We start from the raw sequence: 18,373 nt of genomic DNA, 5'->3' as shown, positions 1-18,373 counted from the left end.
ATCAAAAATTAAGAAAGAACACTCCCAATTAAGTAACCGCTTTCCATTCCTATAACGTTAACTTTCACAATACTTTTAGCTTGAACCTTTGATGCAAGCTTTATTGGTGCAAAATTTTCCGCTCTACCGATATGATTTTGTTCAACCAAAACACTTTGTTCAGTGCCTATCAAAGATTGATAAAAGCTACTCATCATTTCTCTATTCATTTCTCTTAGGTTTTTTACCCGTTCTTTACGCACACTCTCTGGCACTTGTGGCATTCGTGCAGCAGGTGTGTTCTTCCGTTCTGAATATGGAAAAGTATGTAGATAAACTACATTTGCCTCCTTTAGTAGATCAACTGTATCCTGAAACATTTCATCAGTTTCCGTTGGAAATCCAGCAATAATATCAGCGCCAAATGCTATATTAGGCCTCAAGCTCTTCACTTTATTACAAAATTCTATCACTTGTTCTCTGTTGTGACGGCGTTTCATTCTTTTTAGAACTAAGTTATTACCAGATTGTAAACTTAAGTGCAAATGTGGCATAAATCTTAATTCGTTAGCTATTAAATCCATTAACTCGTCGTCAACTTCAGCAACATCAATAGAAGAAAGCCTAAGTCTCTTTAATTCTGGCACATCCTTTAAAACTCTTCTGATCATTGAACTAAGTGAGGGTTTGCCAAATAAATCTGTACCAAAATCAGTAATGTCAACTCCTGTAAACACTACTTCTTGATAACCGTTTGCTACGAAAATCTTGATTTGCTCTATAATATTGTTTATTGGTACAGATCGATTGTTCCCTCTTGCCTCAGTAATTGAGCAGAATGTGCAGCTATGATTACAGCCATTTTGGACTTCAATAAACGCTCTTGATTTATCTTCAAATTTATTAATTAGAACAGTGCTTGCTTGATTATCACTGGCTAACATTTTATTATTATTTAGCAAATAATTTTCAGCCTTTAGCTTATCTTGATTACCTAACACTTTACTTACACCAGGAATACTGCTATACGATTCAGGATCTAATTGAACGGCACAGCCAACTACGATAATTTCTTTACTTGGGTCATTTCTATAAATCTTACGTATTTTTTGCTTTACCTGGCGTTCTGCTTCATTTGTCACTGCACAACTGTGTACCACAACGACATTTTCTCTCTCTGCTTTTCTTAGTGCTTCTTTGATTAACTCACTTTCGTAAAAATTTAGGCGACAACCGAATGTTACTACTTCATTCATGCTAGACTTTAATAGATTTTATAATTTAATTATTATATCAAACATCCAAATTAAAGTCATTAAACCTCTTATCATAACGAGTAGCAACCCTGCGTTTCCACTAATCTGCCCTTTGTGATAAGATTGTGTTCAAGGAATCCTTTATTTCTCTTTGAAAGATTTGATATGAGCCTTATTTTAATCATTTATAACCTTTGGCACTACAAAATATCCATGCTCAGGTTTTGTATTAGATAATATCTCTTCTTTACTGTTCTGAGAACTTATAACATCACCACGTACATGAATGTCCTCATCTATGCTGCCATAACGTATAGGAGAAACACCTTCAGTATTAACTTGCAATAAAGTATCATGTATCCAATCCAACATCGTTAATTCTTTAGCGTAATCCTTGATCTTCTTACCCGATAACTTAATCCTTACAAGCTTTGCAATTTTAAGCACTTCTTCCTCGGTAGTTGTTATTCTTCTCTCATTTGCAAATTCTATTAGCGAAGTAATGACATCTTCTGTTGACCTATCTGGCATCTTTATTTCCTTGAATGAAGTGAATCAAAATGTTTACAATTGAGACAACTTCTATTGTACCAGTTTTTTCAAGTTTGTGAAGTATGGTATCCGTAATCACTAATTTATCCAGAGAAGAGGAAGAGATTTTTTCAACTGCGTTTCCTGAAAGCACGCCATGTGTGATGCATGAGATTACAGACCTTGCTCCTTGACTTTTTAAAGCAAGAGCTGCGTTACATAACGTTCCGCCAGAATCAACTATATCATCAACAATGACACAATTTTTATTTGCAACTTCTCCTATTACGTTCATTACTTGAGACATGCCTGCTTTCTCTCTATGTTTATCTACTACGATAATCTTATCATTCAATTCTATCTTATACTTTTCCTCTAAAGTCTTTGCGAAAGCACGTGCTCTACCGATTGCCCCAACATCGGGTGCAACGATTGCCAAATTTTCCGTGTGTATAGAGTCAACAAATACTTCAAAGCAGCTCAAATTGGTTATCGGTACATCAAAAAACCCTTCAATTTGACTTGAATGCAAATCAATAACCGCAACACTATTTGCACCTGCAGTTTGAATGAGATTTGCAACTAATTTGGCACTCAAAGCAGATTGCATATTATTGCTTTTGATAATCCTATCTTGCCTACTATATCCATAATAAGGAATAATTACCGTTATCCTTTTGGCTCCTGACCTATTTACTGCATCAATTATAAGCAGGAGTTCCATAAGATTGTCATTCACAGGGGGAGAAATAGACTGTATTATACATACCTCTTGATTATATAGATCACTTGCTACTTCTACATTTACCTCACCATCGGCAAACTTTGATACCCAAGCAGGAGATGGTTGAATATTTAGCCGGTTAACTACTGATTCCCCTAATTCTTTACTAGCATTACCTATTATTATCTTCATAGTGTACCAATTGAGCTTGTAAGATTATACAGGAATTATGAAATAATTGAAATGTAAGTTCTAGCATTCTTGTCAGCGAATAATGCAAAAACCACTTGACAAACTCCGCCAGTCCTTTTATCATGGAAGTGAAGCTATTGTATTTGCTTTCGCCAATCTGCAGATTAAAAGGTAAGGATTACTTAAGGTATCGGCATCTTATGTTCAATTTTTTGCAGTACATAGGTACTGTATGTCTTTACAAAACTTCATCTACATCTAGGTTTATACCTAAATAAGCTGAACGCGCTTACAAAGCGTTACAAGACATCAAAAAATGCCAATACTCGACAGAGATAGTAAAGGACTAGCTAGCTCGGGTTTTCTTTGTCTTTTTTTCTGCTTGGTAAACTTCTTAAACACTTGCAGCGTAGGTTAGTAGCGATTAAAAGCGGCTGAATCTCTCTTGTCAGGGGTTTAAAACATAAAAAACGCCAGTACTTTAAAGCGGAAAATAATCACAGGGTTCCTTTTGCCTTTTTTTCCATTTAGCAAATTTCTTAAATATTTTCTTAAATTTTATAGCTAAATTGGATCCCAGACTGGGATGACACCTATAGCCCTGTCATTCCAGCGCGTGACGCTGGAATCTAGAAAAAAAAAGCTGGATCCCAGTGGGCTTTGTTGCATAGCGTTCAGAAAAACTAGCAGTTACTGACAAAATTCATTATAAAATAGCCATTTAACCTTTGAAGAAAAAATATGCCACAAAAAATGAAAGTCAGTAACCAAAATGAATATAACAAATTTCTCCAGGAAAGAGGAAATATTTTTCGTTACATTGATGAAGCTATTGAAAATTGGTATGAAAATAGCCCAAAAGTAGCTGGTGGAAACAATATTTATAGCGATAAAGTTGTGATTTTGGTGCACATAATAACTTATTTATTTAGAATAGGCCTGAGGCAAACAGTTGGATTTATAGCAGGATACCTTGAGCAAATTGGGAAAAATTTGCAAGTTATCAGCTATTCTCAGGCTTCAAGAAGGTTTAAAAAACTTAACATATGACCAAAGATATGATAAAAATAATATGAAAAATATTGAGATCGCCATAGATAGCACAGATCTACAATAATATTCCAGGTCATAGTAAGGCAAACGGTACAGATAGAAAGCATCGCAGCTATGAGCAAACAAGAAAACTGCATGTAATATTGGAAGTAAGTAGCAAAAAAGTCATAGATGCAAAATACAGTAGAGGAGTTTATTCTGACCACTACGGAGCCTGTGATCTTATTGAAAGGGTTGATGCTAAATACAACATAAGCACACTATATGCAGACAGACCGAAGGAAGTTATATAAATTGTGTTGGCATAAAGACAAAAATTCCTCCAAAAAATAATGTAGTAGAGCATCCAAAGTTAGACTATATGGCTGAGAGAAATTCTGCAATCAAGCTCATAAAGTCATATGGTGAAGATGATATAAAGAAGTGGAAAAAAGAGATGAGTTATGGAAAGAGATCTTATATAGAAGGTTTTTTCTCGCGATTAAAAAAGACATTTGGATTTAGAGGTTGTCCACAAACCAGTAAATCAAGCATATTCCCTACTTAACATAACTTTACTCATAGCCAGATATATGAAACTTTCAGTAGATGTTGTAAGTAAATCGTACTCCTTTGATAGCCTTCTATTTCTCAAGCAAAAGTCCTCTCTACCACCCACCTTCTCGGCTGTACTGAAAATCCAGGATCCCGTTGTGGCAATAGTTCTAGTGGTGTATCTTTATGCACCCAAAACCTACATGGAGGCCTTTTCACAATTTCAATGTCTATGCCATATTCTTCCTCTATGTGGGTTTTTAAATCTTTTCCTTGGTACCCCATATCAGCTCACATTTTCTTAATATTGCTGTATTTTTCCTTCATATTGTCCAATGCCATCTTCACCCCATCTCTGTCATTTTCGCTTGCAGCTCCTACATAGCAACCAAGCTTGAGTATCTGTGATTATATGTCTTTTTCTCCCCTTTACCTTTTTCGCACCATCATAACCTTTGACCCCCCTTTTCCAGTGGTTTTTACCGATTACTATGCATGCACTCGGCTCCTCATTTCTTCCCATTTTTGACCTACTATATTTAATAGTTCATTTTCTCAAAAATCCCCTGCTTTTTCCATCTTCTAAACTGTTCATGCACAGCCTTCCACGGCGTGTGGTAAATTGCGCCATTGACATCCTGTGCGCAGTATATAAAGAATTGCATTTACTATCTCACACTTACTGTATTTTGGCGGCCTTCCTCCTTTCTTGTACGATACCCTAAAGTGTTTTTCTATTCGGTACCATTCCCTTTCACTTAAATCTGTTGGATATTTTTTCCTCATTCCTTACCTCAATATTCTTTCTTTATACACTACTTATTTCTTGGTTTGTGGACAACCTCTAAGAACCTGTTCATAATCTTTTAAGGAGTAAAGAAGTGAAAGCAAGAACGACCATTTGTAAGCTAGTGTTGAGTTTCCGCTCACAGTTTTTCCACAATCGCCTGCATTTTTCCAACCAAGCAAAAGAGCGCTCAACAACCCATCTTTTTGGCAGTACAACAAAGGTGTGTAATTCACTTCGCTTTATTACTTCGACAGTCGAACCAATAGTTGCTTTTATTTGTGTTGCAAAATTTTCTCCAGTGTAGCTTGCATCAACAAGTATGTTTTTAACCTCAGAGAGGTTTTCTTTAGCATTTTCGACCATTCTCACGGCACTGCTGCGGTCGGTTGCTTCTGCCGTTGTTACATAAATCGCGTGTGGTAAACCTTGTGTATCTACTGCAATATGGCCCTGAAATTTTTTTACCTGCATCGTAGCCCTTATTTTCAGCAGTATCTGCATTTTTTACGCTCTGAGCATCAATTATACAAAAACTAGTTCTTTCTTTCCGACCATTGCTGATACGTGTCTCTCCAACTAATTTTTTTTAATACACGTTCCAAAGTACTTTCTGTATCTTCGCTTGGTTTTTCACTCCATTTTTTAAAATAGTCGTAACAACTTCGCCATTTTGGAAAATCTTTTGGCAGACTGACAGGCACTTTTTAGGACGTACAGCACTGCACAAAACACATCATACAAATCAAGTTTTCTTGGTTTTGTTTTCTTCCTGCTACTCTCCAGAATTGGTATGAAATTGTTCTCGACTTATGTCACTTGGGTATAAATTTCTCATATATCCTTATTCATATATATCATCTCACAGTTTATCACTTTTTTGAGATTATGAACAGGTTCTTAGGACACAGGTTAAGAGGTAGGCAAAATTTTTATCTCTATAGTGCACTAGAAATGGAGAGAGTTCTAGCTCAAACGTCAATACTGATTGTATTCCTTGAGCAGATGTCGCAATATTTAGGAACAAGAGAGGCATTTCTTATCATGGATTGTGCTAGTTGGAAAAAATTTAAAGGTACCTAAAAATATCAACATTATATACCTACCACCATACTCACCTGACTGTTGAGAGGTTTTGGTTATATATAAAACAGAACATTTTGCGCAATAAAATCTACGATACAATTGCTCTGCTTGAGAGCGCTTTGTGTAAATTTATTGCCTCTCTTTCTCACTCCATAATTAAAAAACTCTGCTGTGTTACTTATTTGATTCATTAGTAATGAGAATTGGTATTACCATCACTCTCTGGGACCATACATCTAAGTTGCATAATTATAAAAATTGACTTATAATAACTTTTACATTTGATGTAAAGTACCATTGTATAGGAGGGAATGTGTATAGAGCGTATGGTTTAATAGGTGGCAGTATTGGGGGACTTATTATGTCCTTAATCCTAGTTCCATTTTCTGATAAGAAGGGAAAAGTACTATTGGTAACTCTGGGTGCAATTTCCCTCATAATATGCATTGCAAGTATAAGATTTTTAAAGTTAGGTAATGAATTATTAGATGCTAGTGAGAAGGGAGATACAGTAAAAGTAAAGTCTCTTTTGGAAACAAAGATTAATGTTGATACTAAAGATTGGGAGAAAGACACACCTTTGCTTTTAGCTATTGAAGGAAATCATATAGAAACGGTAAGGTTGCTCCTTCAATATAAAGCAAATGTTAATGTTAAAAATAGATTTGGGACAATTCCTTTATCCTCAGCAATTAAGAAAGGTTATATAGAAATAGCAGTTCTGCTTTTAGAACATGGTGCAGATATTACTTTTGCAGGAACAGATGTTTCTGCAGAATGGAAGAATGATAATAAGTTTGCAATTTTTGTTACTGAAAAGGGATATACGAAAATATTAGAGTTGCTTTTAAATAGAGGAGTAAGTGTTAATCTAAGACAATATAATGATGATACGTTGTTACACTTAGCCACTCGGAGAGGGCATACAGAAGTAGTAGCACTACTTTTAGAACGTGGTGCAGATATCAATGCTGAAGATGCATTAGGTCTGTTGCCTATACATAACGCTATTTTTAGAAAACATATAGAAATAGTAAGGTTGCTTTTAAAGCACAGAGCAGATCCTAATTCTATAGGCAGGTTCGGTGATACACCTTTGCATTACGCTGCTGAGTTTGGAAATGCAGAATTAGCAAAATTTTTGCTAATCAAAGGGGTAAATATTAATGTTGTAAATTTTTATGGCAGTACGCCTTTATACAAAGCTGCTAAAAATAATCATGTAGAGGTCTTTTTTATCCTTCTGATTTTTGGCGCTGACCTGGATGAAAGATGCATGGAAATGATAAATGACAATCTTAATCTGAACAATTGCTTAGTAGAGTTTGAAAGAATCAGAGAAATGACTCACTTAGGTAAGATCATACGAGGATATAAAGAAGGAAATTCATGGGTCATGTTAGACTATATTGATAAAAATGGTAAGAATAGAGATAGCAATATGAAACAACTAATCCAAGAATTTCAAAATATTAAAAGATATTGCAGTTCTAATGAAGGCTTATCTTTTATACCTCAGTACTTGCTAAGTGTTCTAAAAGATATGGAGCAGCAATATATGTTACTATCTCGGAAAAAACTATTTAAGACTGGAACTTTAAGTGGTTTGATTCGTGAGGTGGCGTTTAGCCATTTTGGCAAAGAAATAGTAAATGTTGTTTCAGAATATGCAGCATCAATACTTAGCGATCAAGATACAATAAATCTTAGTTTAGTGTGTGAGTCTATTAATACAGAGGCTAATCGTTATGTAGAAGCTCATTACAAGAAAGCTGAAATGAAAGTTAAAACATTACTAACTCAATTGGAAGGAATAATATCTTCTGAAAATGTTAGCCCAAATCCACATATCAGGAGTTAAACACCCAGGTATAAGTATATAAGGGAATGTTCAAAAAAGTGTGTCAAACCGAAAGAATATATTACAATAAATATAAAGAATGGAGGTTTGACAATGAGTCAGAAAGTAGTAAACAGAACTACCGGTTTGGTAGATTATAAAGAATTAGAAACAAATATCCTGTCGTCTATACGAGAAGGAAGACCGTTGACAGGAAGGGACGGAGCATTAACACCATTTATAAAAAAGTTGCTGGAAGCGAGCCTGGAAGGTGAAATAGAAAATCATCTATCAAATGAAGATGAAGAAAACAATCGAAGGAATGGGAGAAATGCAAAGACTTTACGGACAAGTGCAGGTTCATTTGAACTTTTAACACTAAGAGATAGAGAAGGAAGTTTTGAACCCCAAATAGTCAAAAAAAGGCAGACAAACTTACATCCAGAGCTTGAAACGAAGATTTTGAGCACATTCGCCAGTGGCATGGGATATAGAGATATAGCATCCCATGTAGAGGAAATTTATGATCACAAAATATCTGCAGCAGAGATATCAAGTATTACTGACAAATTAATGCCTATAATCAATGAATGGCGTAGTCGTCCACTGCAATCAGTATATCCGATAGTATTCATGGTTTTTTAAGGTCAAGGAAGACGGACATTGCGCAAGTAAATGCATGTACAATATATTGGGCATAGACCAAAATGGTAAAAAAGAAGTACTGGGCTTTTACTTATACCAACTCTCATTACTAATGAATCAAATAAGTGACACAGCAGAGTTTTTTAATTATGGAGTGAGAAAGAGAGGCAATAAATTTACACAAAGCGCTCTCAAGCAGAGCAATTGTATCGTAGATTTTATTGCGCAAAATGTTCTGTTTTATATATAACCAAAACCTCTCAACAGTCAGGTGAGTATGGAGGTAGGTATATAATGTCGATATTTTTAGGTACCTTTAAATTTTTTCCAACTAGCGCAATCCATGATAAGAAAAGTCTCTCTTGTTCCTAAATATTGCGACATCTGCTCAAGGAATACAATCAGTATTGACGTTTGAGCTAGAACTCTCTCCATTTCTAGTGCACTATAGAGATAAAAATTTTGCCTACCTAATTTTACTTTAACCTGTGTCCTAATGCCTTTTTTCGTGTCCAATCTTTGAATGTGTGCCAAACCGCGATTCATCGAAGAAAAATAGCTCTTTTTCAGGATAGATGGCAATAGTTTCATTGAGATTTTTTTTTAAACTCTTCTTGTTTACTTTTATCTTGCGCATTATGCACTGGTCTTGGTGTGATATACGAGAACTTCATTCTTTGCATATTACGGTGTACTGTAGACTTGCTAAATCAAATTTTTCCTGGATTCTTATTCTCGTTTCTTTAATGGTAATGTTGGTTGTATCCATGCTTCAACTTGTTCACGTTGACTTTGATTCAATATAGTTTTTCTACGGCGTTGAGGAGAATTTTTCTTCTCTTCCAAACTTTAGATCATGCAGTCAGTGCCTTCCTTGAAATGCAACATATCTTTGCTACATACTGTGCTTTCTTGCTGCAATTACAGCATTTAGTTTTTTTGCAACATATGCGTTATTTCTTACTTTCTTCAGCATTATTTTTGCTCACTTTTTCATCCAGTAATTTTGATTTTAATGCCATTTAAACCTCGCTATTTCACTTATTTCAGTATGGCTTTTTTTCCATTATTGTCTATACGTTTGTTGTGCAGTGGGAATTGGTATTACTATATATATTCCTATTACCATAAAATTTGATTAGGGGGAAACCTTATTTTAGTTAGCTATATGGTTTGACCATAGGATCCAGTCCAAAAAAATCTGGATTCCAGCGTCACGCGCTGGAATGACAGCTTAGCTATAAAAGCTGAGTTGTCAAAAATTTCAGATAAGATGCTACTAAAATCATTGTTGTAAGTACACAGTTTTGCCGGACACAATAGTGCGTACTACATGCCCTTTTACCTTACGTCCATCAAAAGGAGAATTTTTTGATTTACTAGCAAAGTTATCAATTTTAATTTCCCATTCATAGTTCAAGTCAACTAAAATTAAGTCCGCAACAAGGTTTTTCTGTATACGACCACGTGGTACGTGTATTATATCCGCAGGCTTATATGTCAATTTTGCAAGCACATCAAGTAGGTTCATCTGCCCATTGTGGTAGAGTTCAAGTGAAAGGGGCAGCATTGTTTCAAGACCAACAATACCAAATGCAGCGTTCTCAAGTGGCAGATCTTTAGAACTACGATCATGTGGTGCATGATCGGTTGCAATGCAATCAATCACACCTGTTTTTAAACCTTCAATCATAGCCAAACGATCTTCTTCCGTGCGAAGTGGAGGATTCATTTTTGCGATTGCTCCATGTTGTTTTACTATATCTTCAGTCAAAGTGAAGTGATGAGGGGTTACTTCGCACGTAACATTTAATCCTAAATCTTTTGCACGTTTAATAGCATCAAGTGAATCTTTCGAAGAGACATGTAAAATATGATAGTGCACATTTTCCATATCTTTCATAAGCAGTATATCGCGATTTACCATAACCGATTCTGACGCACTTAAGATTCCCTTTACTCCCAATTCTTCAGAAATCTTGCCTTCATTGATTGCACCGCCTGCTGATAAATTTAAATCTTCCGCATGTTGAGCAATAGGAACACTCAGCATACTTGAATAAAGCAACGCCTGTCTCATGATCATTGGATTCATAACCGGCATACCATCATCAGTAAATCCAACTGCACCTGCTTCCTTTAACAGTGCCATTTCAGTCAACTTTTCATCTGAAGTGGTGATTTTTGCATAGAATTCAACGTTTACATGTGAAGTTTCAAGTGCTCTATATTTCAAATACTTAGCTAAAATAACACTATCAATTGCCGGAACAGTGTTAGGCTGGCAAACTACAGTTGTAACGCCTCCAGCGACTGCAGATTTGCTGCCTGTATATATGGTTTCTTTATGCTCCTGACCTGGTTCACGAAAATGTACGTGGATGTCAACAAGACCTGGCATTAGCACAAGCCCTTTACAATCTATTATTTCGTCAATTCCACTTGGAACTCCATTTGAAAATAATGATTCACCAAAATCAACAATTTTATTCCCTTCGGTTAAAAGCGAACCTTTTATATCAAATTTAGTTTCAGGGTCGATAATGCGAGCATTTGTATATGCTACCTTGTAACTTTCCTTCTGCCCTGTTTGCAATAAATTCCAAGTTTGAGTCATTAAATTGTGAGTGTTGATTATGAAATAAATCTAAAGTTTTTTTTAATACAACACAACCAAATTAAAATGTGAATTATAGCTAAAGTAACTCGAAGATTTGTCATTCTGCTACGTGTTAGCGGCTGCGGCGGTATGACATGGGGCTGATAGCAGTAGCATGTTTTGCAGGATATTTCTAATTTACTTTAGCTATATTTATTATTTTTTAAGATTAAAAGGTTAAAATAGTAGACAAATGTTAAAGTGAGGTTTAACTATGACAACAAATTTTCTAATAGAAATTAGTCTTCTGCCTTTCCACCTATATTTCGATCACATATACAACGTTTAGCTTAATTTAAAAGTCAAAAAATTCAACTTTTTGGTTGTTAGTTTAAGTAGAAAAAGCATCAGTGCTGACAACTTAAGAAGATACATAGCTTTTAATATTGAGGTTTTAGTATGGGTATAAGTGCACTAACTACTAGATTAGACGAATGCATAAATGAAAAGCGAGAACAGGAGAGAAAAGACGAGCAATTGTATGACGCTATAGAGAGAAAAGTAACAAAAAAAGAACATAAGCGCAAAAGGCCAAGAGGTAGAGACGGAACTATCAAGAAATGTAAAAAGTTATTCAAAGAAGGTGCTAGCCCTGAAGTATTAACTAAATTAGAAGAATCACTTAGAGAACAACGAGATGGAACCAGCAAGGAGTATATAAGGTTATTAAAGGAAGGTGCTAGCCCTGAAGTATTAGTTGAATTAGAAGAGTCACTTAGAGAACAAGAAGGACGCTATGAGTATTATGTCGAGCGTTTGCTTCCAGTATTAGGTAGAAAAATATCAAAAGAATTAGACCCTATAAAAAAAGAGAAAATAGGAAAAGTAATTTCAGACATTACTCGCAATAGCAAATATTGTTTTACCCACAACCAAAATGATCGTAGGGACAGTGAAGCAGAAAGTGGCTACGGCAGCGATGTTGAAGATAATCATAAAGTAGAAATAAGCAACGGAACAACGCATAATAATGTTCAATTATTAAAAGCGATCAAAAATGGAAATAACAGGAAATTTAAAAAATATCTAAAAGATTGCACGGATATTAGCAGCATAAAGGATGAAAAAGAAAATAATATTTTACACCTTATCGCGTCGTTGGAAAAGAAACAGAAATGCAAGTTTCTAGGTACCCTAATAAAAACGGCTACCAAGGAAGATCTAACACAACTTGTTGATAGTAAAAATCAGGACAGAAAAACTCCTCTTCAGGTGGCATTAATTGACAAGATAACAAAAGAGAAACATGAGTCTAATACAATTCGAAGTAGCGATAACACACTTAAGTTTCTCGTGAAATTGTTAGAGCATGAAGCTAGTCTAGGTCAGTTAGGATTATCTACAAAAGAATTACAAGACTTAAAAGAAGAGCAAAAGACATATTACCGTAATTTCTTAGAAAAATTAGCAGAGTCAGTAAAGAAACCCGAATTAAAACAAGAGATAAAAACACAAATTAAAGAAACTATAGCGCATACTATCAATACCCCAGATAGTAATAGTAATTATCCATTACATTTAGCAATTAAAAATGGTAATAAAAAACTTTTTGAAGAACTATTGCAAAAAGGGGCGGATGTTAGCCTTAAAGATGCAAATGGTAATCACGCTTTACACCTAATAGTTACATTAGAGAAAAAACAGAAGCTTGAATTCCTTAATATATCGCTAGAAGTAGGCCAAAAAGAACAATTTATAAAAGCTGTAAATGACGAAAATAACAACGATCAAACACCATTACAAAAATTGTTATTTAGTAAAGTGAAAAAAGAAGAACATAGCTCTGAAAGTGTATCTGGAAAAGTTGCAAAGTTTCTCAAAAGACCATTTACAGAATATGATGATCATACGATAGAATCTGCTATACGGTTGTTTGAGTTAGGGGCTAAAGTTGATGATTTGCAGTTATCCAAAGAAGAATTGCAAAATTTAGGTGAAAAACGAAAAACGTATTATGATGATTTCTTAAAAAAGTTAGCAGAGTCAGTAAAGAAGTCTGAATTAGACCAAGAGATAAAAAACTCGGTAATAATTAGAGCTGCAGAAATTATCTACGATGGTTATCCATTACATAAAACAGTTTTAAGTAAAGATAAAAATAAGTTTAGTGATCTCTTACAAAGCGGTTATGACATCACTAATCAAGATAAAGATGGCAACAATGCTTTACACTTGATTGTTAAACCTAAAACAAAACAAAAACTTGAACTTCTCAATATACTGCTGAAAGCAGTCCCAAAAGAGCAATTTATAAAAGCTGTAAATGATAAAAATAAAAACGAAAAAGAGCAAACACCGCTTCACCAATTACTTCAGTATATAGAAAAAAAGAGCGGGAAACAATCACATACAGGTAAAAAATTTGAGAAAACTAAAAGGTATGAAACCCTAGAACTATTGCTAAAAAATGGTGCTGATATTACTGCACAAGATAAAGAGGGTAATAACGCTCTGCACTATATTGCTTCATTTGAAGGAAAACAAAAAGTTGCATGTTTGGAATTAATTTTAAATTTAAAAGATGAATTTAGTAAAGCTGCAAACGCCGCTAACAAAAAAAAACAAACACCACTACAAGTAGCGTTAATTACTAAGACAACAAAAGATAAACATAATTTGGTCAATCCTAAGAGCCGTGATAACACGATCAAGTTCTGTATAAAATTATTACAAAATGGTGTTGACCCAAAGCAGTTAATACTGCCTGAATCATTGTGGAACAGAGAGTATTATACAACTATAAAAGGAATAGAGAATTTAATAGGTAGATCGCTTATTTCAGATGATATGAGAACTGAACTGAAGTGTAATTTTGGCAAAAAATTTAAAGCACGTGATATTGTAAAGTATGTCAACAATGTTGTTTGTAAAGTAGTGACAACGCTTGTATTTGTTGCTTTAACCTGTGCAGTAGTATTCAGCGCTGCTCAGGGGAGTGTTACAATTGCTACTGCATCATCCATTATAGCAGCCATAGGGGTCTGTTATCTTGTTTTCTTGAATTTGGAAAATATCTATGAGGGGTTTAAAAAATTGAGAGAAAAACCTACTGAAGAAAAGCAAATCACACCTCAAGGTAACGCATCAGAAAATGATACACAATGCAATAACTCTGTCCAAGACATAGAAAATAAGCTTAATAATTCAGAAAAGCAAGAAATACAAAAGCCGTCAGATCAACCAGAACATATTGAAAGTCCTCCAGACACTAAAATAAGTGCCATATCAATAATGCGCCAATTCATGAATAAGCTAGATGGGATAATTAGTAAACCCTCTTCTCTGGGACCATACATCTAGCACAATCCATGATAAGAAATGCCTCCCTTGTTCCTAAATATTGTGACATCTGCTCAAGGAATACAATCAGTATTGACGTTTGAGCTGGAACTCTCTCCATTTCTGGTGCACTATAGAGATAAAAATTTTGCCTACCTCTTAACCTGTGTCCTAATGCCTTTTTTCGTGTCCAATCTTTGAATGTGCGCCAAACCGGGATTCATCGAAGAAAAATAGCTCTTTTTCAGGATACATGACAATAGTTTCATTGAGATTTTTTTTTTAAATTCCTCTTGTTTGCTTTTATCTTGCGCATTATGCACTGGCCTTGGTGTAATGTACGAAAACTTCATTCTTTGCATATTACGGTGTACTGTAGACTTGCTAAACCAAATTTTTCCTGGATTCTTATTCTCATTTCTTTAATAGCAATATTGGGGTTTTCCTCTATCCACACCTCAATTTGTTCAAGTTGACTTTGATTCAATATAGTTTTTCTACGGCGTTGAGGTGAATTTTTCTTCTCTTCCAAATTTTAGGTCATGCAGTAAGTGCCTTCCTTGAAATGCAACATATTTTTGCTACATACTGTGCTTTCTTGCTGCAATTACAGCATTTAGTTTTTTTGCAACATATGCGTTATTTCTTACTTTCTTCAGCATTATTTTTGCTCACTTTTTCATCCAATAATTTTGATTTTAATGCCATTTAAACCTCGCTATTTTACTTACTTCAGTATGGCTTTTTTTCCATTATTGTCTATACGTTACTTGTGTAGCGGGAATTGGTATCACTATATGGCCTTGGCATCATTCTACCTTATTTAAACCCATTTTATACCTTTTTATCCCTTCTGGGGAAACCTTTTTTCAGTTAGCTATAGCTACCGCGGGTTTTCTTTGCCTTTTTTTCTGCTTAGTAAATTTCTTAAACGTTTATCGCTAAGGTTAGTTGCACTTAAAAGGCAGCTAAGTCGCACTTATTAAGCGTTTTAGAATAAAAAAACGCCGATATTTCGACACAAAAGTAAATAATTGGCCACCACAGGGCTTCTTTGCCTTTTTTTAGGTTATGCAAGAGTTTTAGTGAAGTTTTGTAGTTGTCACTGAAAAGAGTCATAGACCAACAAAAAAGTTTGAATTGTGGCTTGCACATTCTTTACTTTTACGCGTAACGTTTACACATTCCAGCTTATTACTACACAATAGGCATGCACTAAGCATAATACCTGCTATAGCTGCAATAACGCCAACAACTGCACTCTTTCCTGCAATAGCAATTATTCCTGTAACAACACAGATAGTGGCTAATGCAACAACAGCACATTTTAATGCACTGTGTTTTTTTTCATTATTTATTTCATTTAAATAATTTTCAAACGTTTCTTTAACTTCTATACCTTGAATGTTATTGATTTCACCACAAAACTCTTTGAATTTTTTCAGATCTTTGTTTTCTAACCATAATATATCTTCCTTGATTACTTGATTATCAGATAAGTAATCAAACATTTTTACGTTACTTCTCTTATTATTTGGTCTTTCAATACATGATAGATAAGGTCTTTCGCTTGCAAGGTATGCATGAATAACCCCATAACTAATTAATATTGCACACAATACAATATTTGATTTATTTTGTAGATTATTATCTACATCTTCATTTTTTAAACACAATATCAGACTAGTAATGATAACATACTTCGAATCGTCTTGTATGGAAGAGCGTAAAATGATCTCAACTGCTTTTAAGAAATTCCCATTATTAACAAAGTTAAACCCTATGCCCTTATTTGCATTTATTACGTAGGTTATATCTTGCATAACAAGTAGCTTATAAGGTTTGCTCAAATTGCTGCTGTTTATAAGTCTTTCAAATTCTGTTATATCTATTATTTTACCCATCATCTTAATTGATTAGCTGATAGAATTGGAATCTTAATATAAAATCATCCTTAGATTTATCCAGTAATTTTACTATAGCTAAAACAACTTAAAAAATTATTGATACTTTGTTTCCTGGTGATCGCTCTATTTTGCTTTCCAACTCCAGTTCTAAAAGAGCCATTAAAGCTAAGTTTGTGGATAGTCCACTTGTTAAGATAAGCTCATCTATATCAATGGGTACAGAGTTGATATGATTAACTATAACGGATTTTGCTTGTTGTAATTTTTCTTGTTTTTGATTAACAGAATAGTGCTCAACATTAAATAGGCTATTTTGTTGAGGAGGTAAACTAAACCTAATACTCTCTATTATGTCATCAGCAGATTCAATAAGTTTAGCACCGTTTTTAATTAAATGATTGCTACCACTACAACGTGAATCCAAAGGGAAACCAGAAACTGCAAATACCTCTCTTCCTTGATCCAAAGCAAAATTTGCTGTTATTAGAGAACCAGAACTTTTCGATGCTTCAACCACTGTCACACCCAGCGATAAACCAGATATAATTCGATTCCTTTGAGGAAAATACTGGGGCTTTGGTTTAGTAGCAAATGGAAGCTCAGTAATTACTAATCCACCATTCTCGGTGATTTTTTTGTACAGATTAAAATTTTCTTTTGGGTACACTACATCAATTCCGCTCGCTATAACAGCAATAGTGGGATGATTTTTATATATCACACTGTTTGCCGCAGTATCGATTCCTCTTGCAAGCCCAGAAACGATAATGAAACCAGCTTCGCTTAAATCAAGTGCCAGCTTACTGGCAAAATTTCTTCCATTAACTGAAGAGTTGCGACCACCGATTATTGCAATTATCTCACGGCTTAATAACGATATATCACCAAGTGCAGTTATTACAGGGGGACAACCCAGGATATTCCTTAAAAGGTCAGGATAATCTGGATCACATGCAGGTATGATTTTAGCTCCAATTTTTTCTGCCTTACTGATTTCTTTTCGTGCATCCTGAATGCTATATACCTTTTTATTGTTGGCCAACCCATTAAGATATTTTAACGCTTCATCTAGTGATCCATACTTTAGCACACTAGAAAACTTCATTGATCCTATAGTTCTAGCTAGGCTCAGCCATATCTCTAATTCTTCATTATTCAACTTATTTATCTTCATAAAGGCTCAATTAATACAACTGCTTCAAAAATACTCAACAATATCTAAATTATAAGATATATTAATAAATATTTCACCAAAAGACTTGTATTTCTTATTAGTTTAGTGTACCCAAGATGATATAAATATACAGCGCTTTATGACACATTTTGTTACAGATAAATGCATAAAATGTAAATATACGGATTGTGTGGAAGTATGCCCTGTTGACTGTTTCTATGAAGGTAAAAACATGCTCGTAATTAATCCAGATGAGTGCATTGATTGCGGGGTGTGTATACCTGAATGTCCAGTAGATGCAATTGTAACTGATGATTCTATAAAAGACATTTTAGAACTCGACTTAAAGTTACTTAACAGCGAACAAAAAACTTTCAAATTATTTTATAATATAAATACAGAATACTCGCAAAAATGGCCGAACATTACAGCTAAAAAGCAGCCTCTGGATACAGCAGAAGAGTATAAAGAAAAGAAAGACAAAGCAGCTTATTTTGACGAAAATCTAGAATAATATTACTGAAGAAAAAAGAAAACTCCCCTAATGATAATCAAAAAATATTAAAAAACACAGTTGATCTTAAGTTGTCATTCAAGTAGCTCATAGAAACGGGTTAAAAACCACTTGACAAACTCCGCCAGTCTTCTTATTATAGTACTGAAGCTATTTATTTATCTTCGCAATCTGTGCAGGTTAATGACAAAAAACTTAGGGTATTTGGCGTCT

Annotated in this window: 12 protein-coding genes and 6 pseudogenes; 8 read left to right on the top strand and 10 right to left on the bottom strand. The window is 34.5% G+C overall.

What is annotated here, in order from left to right; translation table 11 throughout:
* Positions 1–8 precede the first annotated feature (8 nt).
* From mtaB to ACICP6_RS04625, 3 genes are all read right to left on the bottom strand, one after another.
* Positions 9–1,235 carry a tRNA (N(6)-L-threonylcarbamoyladenosine(37)-C(2))-methylthiotransferase MtaB gene (gene mtaB, locus ACICP6_RS04635; protein WP_395462791.1) on the bottom strand — a complete coding sequence of 409 codons (1,227 nt, stop codon included), beginning with the start codon at positions 1,233–1,235 and terminating at the stop codon, positions 9–11.
* Between the two features lie 177 nt (positions 1,236–1,412).
* Positions 1,413–1,766, bottom strand: a complete 354-nt coding sequence (locus ACICP6_RS04630; protein ID WP_395462790.1) for an aspartyl/glutamyl-tRNA amidotransferase subunit C — start codon at positions 1,764–1,766, stop codon at positions 1,413–1,415.
* Complete coding sequence (locus ACICP6_RS04625) at positions 1,756–2,682, bottom strand: ribose-phosphate diphosphokinase (protein WP_395462789.1); 927 nt, start codon at positions 2,680–2,682, stop codon at positions 1,756–1,758. Before ACICP6_RS04625 ends, ACICP6_RS04630 begins: the two co-directional genes overlap by 11 nt.
* Positions 2,683–3,423: 741 nt before the next feature.
* On the opposite strand from ACICP6_RS04625, the gene ACICP6_RS04620 reads away from it, so the two are divergent.
* The 3 genes from ACICP6_RS04620 to ACICP6_RS04610 all read left to right on the top strand — a co-directional run bounded on the left by ACICP6_RS04620 (position 3,424) and on the right by ACICP6_RS04610 (position 4,282).
* Positions 3,424–3,732: a transposase gene (locus ACICP6_RS04620; RefSeq protein ID WP_395462788.1), complete on the top strand. Its 309-nt coding sequence runs from the start codon at positions 3,424–3,426 to the stop codon at positions 3,730–3,732.
* A gap of 146 nt (positions 3,733–3,878) precedes the next feature.
* The gene (locus ACICP6_RS04615; RefSeq protein ID WP_395462787.1) at positions 3,879–4,028 is read left to right on the top strand and encodes a hypothetical protein; all 150 of its coding nucleotides are present in this window, start codon (positions 3,879–3,881) and stop codon (positions 4,026–4,028) included.
* Between the two features lie 68 nt (positions 4,029–4,096).
* Positions 4,097–4,282 carry a hypothetical protein gene (locus ACICP6_RS04610; RefSeq protein ID WP_395462786.1) on the top strand — a complete coding sequence of 62 codons (186 nt, stop codon included), beginning with the start codon at positions 4,097–4,099 and terminating at the stop codon, positions 4,280–4,282.
* Here ACICP6_RS04610 and ACICP6_RS04605 read toward each other — a convergent pair.
* Both ACICP6_RS04605 and ACICP6_RS04600 read right to left on the bottom strand, forming a co-directional pair.
* A pseudogene (locus ACICP6_RS04605) lies at positions 4,262–5,055 on the bottom strand (IS5 family transposase). The gene ACICP6_RS04610 and the pseudogene ACICP6_RS04605 overlap by 21 nt on opposite strands.
* A gap of 70 nt (positions 5,056–5,125) precedes the next feature.
* A pseudogene (locus ACICP6_RS04600) lies at positions 5,126–5,894 on the bottom strand (IS5 family transposase).
* Positions 5,895–5,974: 80 nt separating this feature from the next.
* Between ACICP6_RS04600 and ACICP6_RS04595 the strand changes: the two are divergent.
* The 3 genes and pseudogenes from ACICP6_RS04595 to ACICP6_RS04585 form a co-directional block, all read left to right on the top strand.
* Positions 5,975–6,336: pseudogene (locus ACICP6_RS04595) on the top strand (transposase); the annotation flags it as partial.
* Positions 6,337–6,503: 167 nt separating this feature from the next.
* Positions 6,504–8,003 (top strand): ankyrin repeat domain-containing protein, encoded by a 1,500-nt coding sequence (locus tag ACICP6_RS04590; protein WP_395462785.1) that lies wholly within the window; start codon positions 6,504–6,506, stop codon positions 8,001–8,003.
* 93 nt (positions 8,004–8,096) lie between these two features.
* Positions 8,097–8,721, top strand: a pseudogene (locus ACICP6_RS04585) (transposase); the annotation flags it as partial.
* Between the two features lie 15 nt (positions 8,722–8,736).
* On the opposite strand, the pseudogene ACICP6_RS04580 reads toward ACICP6_RS04585, so the two are convergent.
* A pseudogene (locus ACICP6_RS04580) lies at positions 8,737–9,649 on the bottom strand (IS630 family transposase).
* Between the two features lie 263 nt (positions 9,650–9,912).
* Complete coding sequence (locus ACICP6_RS04575; protein WP_395462784.1) at positions 9,913–11,244, bottom strand: dihydroorotase; 1,332 nt, start codon at positions 11,242–11,244, stop codon at positions 9,913–9,915.
* Between the two features lie 441 nt (positions 11,245–11,685).
* Here ACICP6_RS04575 and ACICP6_RS04570 point away from each other — a divergent pair, with 441 nt between their 5' ends.
* Positions 11,686–14,586 carry an ankyrin repeat domain-containing protein gene (locus ACICP6_RS04570; protein WP_395462783.1) on the top strand — a complete coding sequence of 967 codons (2,901 nt, stop codon included), beginning with the start codon at positions 11,686–11,688 and terminating at the stop codon, positions 14,584–14,586.
* Here the strand turns inward: ACICP6_RS04570 and ACICP6_RS04565 are convergent.
* The 3 genes and pseudogenes from ACICP6_RS04565 to dprA form a co-directional block, all read right to left on the bottom strand.
* Positions 14,585–15,273, bottom strand: a pseudogene (locus ACICP6_RS04565) (winged helix-turn-helix domain-containing protein); the annotation flags it as partial. The gene ACICP6_RS04570 and the pseudogene ACICP6_RS04565 overlap by 2 nt on opposite strands.
* 407 nt (positions 15,274–15,680) lie before the next feature.
* Complete coding sequence (locus ACICP6_RS04560) at positions 15,681–16,472, bottom strand: hypothetical protein (RefSeq protein ID WP_395462782.1); 792 nt, start codon at positions 16,470–16,472, stop codon at positions 15,681–15,683.
* 85 nt (positions 16,473–16,557) lie between these two features.
* On the bottom strand, positions 16,558–17,646 hold the full coding sequence (dprA, locus tag ACICP6_RS04555; RefSeq protein WP_395462781.1) for a DNA-processing protein DprA: 1,089 nt from the start codon (positions 17,644–17,646) through the stop codon (positions 16,558–16,560).
* 139 nt (positions 17,647–17,785) lie between these two features.
* On the opposite strand from dprA, the gene ACICP6_RS04550 reads away from it, so the two are divergent.
* The gene (locus ACICP6_RS04550) at positions 17,786–18,160 is read left to right on the top strand and encodes a ferredoxin family protein (protein ID WP_395462780.1); all 375 of its coding nucleotides are present in this window, start codon (positions 17,786–17,788) and stop codon (positions 18,158–18,160) included.
* The last annotated feature ends 213 nt before the right edge of the window (positions 18,161–18,373 follow it).

Source organism: Wolbachia endosymbiont of Cantharis cryptica (assembly GCF_964277405.1).
In the GTDB taxonomy this organism is placed as follows: domain Bacteria; phylum Pseudomonadota; class Alphaproteobacteria; order Rickettsiales; family Anaplasmataceae; genus Wolbachia.
This window is presented reverse-complemented; position numbering and strand designations above follow the sequence as displayed.